This window comes from Dissulfurispira sp. (assembly GCF_036745535.1).
Lineage (GTDB): Bacteria > Nitrospirota > Thermodesulfovibrionia > Thermodesulfovibrionales > Dissulfurispiraceae > Dissulfurispira.
This window is the reverse complement of sequence record NZ_DAIOFX010000168.1, coordinates 1-1,739: the sequence shown is the minus strand read 5'-3', so window position 1 is coordinate 1,739 and position 1,739 is coordinate 1. Positions and strand designations below refer to the sequence as shown.

The 1,739-nt window shown below is 42.3% G+C and carries 2 protein-coding genes; both read right to left on the bottom strand.

From position 1 onward, the window contains the following. Positions 1-190: 190 nt before the first annotated feature. The gene (locus V7L97_RS12525; protein WP_333656500.1) at positions 191-961 is read right to left on the bottom strand and encodes a rhodanese-like domain-containing protein; all 771 of its coding nucleotides are present in this window, start codon (positions 959-961) and stop codon (positions 191-193) included. Then, on the bottom strand, positions 962-1,540 hold the full coding sequence (locus V7L97_RS12520) for a rhodanese-like domain-containing protein (RefSeq protein ID WP_333656497.1): 579 nt from the start codon (positions 1,538-1,540) through the stop codon (positions 962-964). It abuts the gene before it with no gap. Between the last annotated feature and the right edge of the window lie 199 nt (positions 1,541-1,739).

Here is a 1,739-nt window from a genome sequence, read left to right as displayed (position 1 = left end):
GACAACCTGATTTTGAAAATGAGGATTTACCTGTCTAAAAGCCTTATTTTACAAGAATTGATTTTGTGATTTCAGATTATTTTGGACAGCAGTGAAGGGAAATATGTCATAAAACTTCAGAATTGTAAATTATAATACGTAGAATTGGGGTAAAACAGGCGGCCAGCCAAAGCTGGCCGCCTGTAGAGGATTATTCCTTGCTTATCTCGTACTTGCCGTCTTTGTCGATTTTGATATTGGCATTGAGGAATCTTACTTTATATCCTGCTTCCTTTAGTGTGTGGAATGCCATTTCAGCCCTGACCCCTGTTAAGCAATGGGCGATTAGCTCTTTGTCCTTTGGTATTTCTGAAAGCCTTGACTTTATGTCCTGTGCGGGAATATTTTTTGCCCCTTTGAGCATCCCCTGCATTGCCTCATCTTCATCCCTTACATCAAGTATGAGTTTATCTGCCGGCAATGTCTCTGCGATCTTCTTGAAATCTTCAACGCCTATCTCCCCCGGTCTCGGCTTCGGCACGTAGACTATTGTTGTCTTAAGCTTATCGCTGACAACAGGGTTCCCTGCCTTCTTCCATGTCTCTATGCCGCCCTCAAGCACTGAGGTGTTTGTATATCCCCAGCCCCTTACAACCTTAAATGCATCGACAGCAGTTTTTGCATCATCTGCATAAAGGACTATCGGCGCTTTTTTGTCAGCAGGGAATCTGTCTTTTGCAGTGCTGATTTCCTTTGACGGAATAGATACAGCGCCTTTTATGTGGCCTTTTTGGGCATCATCCGGGGGCCTTAAATCAATAATAACCTGCGGTATGTCCTTATCCATGTTCTCCTTCACGTATTGAGAAGTGGAGACTACAAGATTTCCTGCTTTTTTCCATGCAGGCATGCCGTCACGAAATACCTTTACATTTACATATCCGAGCTTCTCCGCCTTACCGGCAGAGGAAGGAGAGAGCATTCAGGTGACTCCGCCGCAGTAAAAGACTATTAGCTTATCCTTTTCCTTTGGCAGCTTGTCTGTGTTCTTTTCAAAGTCTGCATCATAAATTAATATTGCCCCGGGTATATGACCTTCGTGGTATCTTGGTCCAGGCCTTGAATCTATAAGAGCAAAATCAGCTTTTTCCGCTATCAGTTTAGAGAGTTCATCTGTTTTTATAAGCTTTTCTTCCGGCACCTTTGCGGGCTGTTTTACAGACACACTAACAGCATAAAGCGCACCCTCTTTCTCTGCTAATGCTATTGCTATCTCTTTTTCCTTTGGGATCTTTGGCAGACTCTCTGCGCCCACTACCTTTGTTTGATCATCAAACTTGACTAACCATGCTGCTGGGCCGACTTGAATCTGAATAGTCTCTGCCTTTGCTGATACAGCGCCGAGAGTGCCTCTGAGTATCTTCTCATCAGGCTTGTGGCACTGTTTGCAGATTGGAGCAATCTTCGGCTTTTCTGTCTGAGCCATACTGAACGAAAATGACAGAAGCATGGCAAATACTGCTGAGATGGCAACTGCCAAAAGCCAATCCTTCCTTTGCATAAAAACCTCCTATTTTTTGCTATGCAAAATGCACAGCTTTAGATTGTTTTATATTTAGAAGTTTAAGAACAAACCGAACCGATTGTCAAGGAATTTTTAAACCTATTAATAAACCTATTAATAAATTAAATAAATTTAATATGCTGTAATAAGGTCATGTCTTTGGTTAAAATGTTGGCATTACTTCAAAGGTGCATGG

Coding starts and splice junctions, on each gene's coding strand:
- V7L97_RS12525 (WP_333656500.1), bottom strand. CDS start 961: ATGCTCTCTCCTTCCTCTGCCGGTAAGGCGGAGAAGCTCGGATATGTA.
- V7L97_RS12520 (WP_333656497.1), bottom strand. CDS start 1,540: ATGCAAAGGAAGGATTGGCTTTTGGCAGTTGCCATCTCAGCAGTATTT.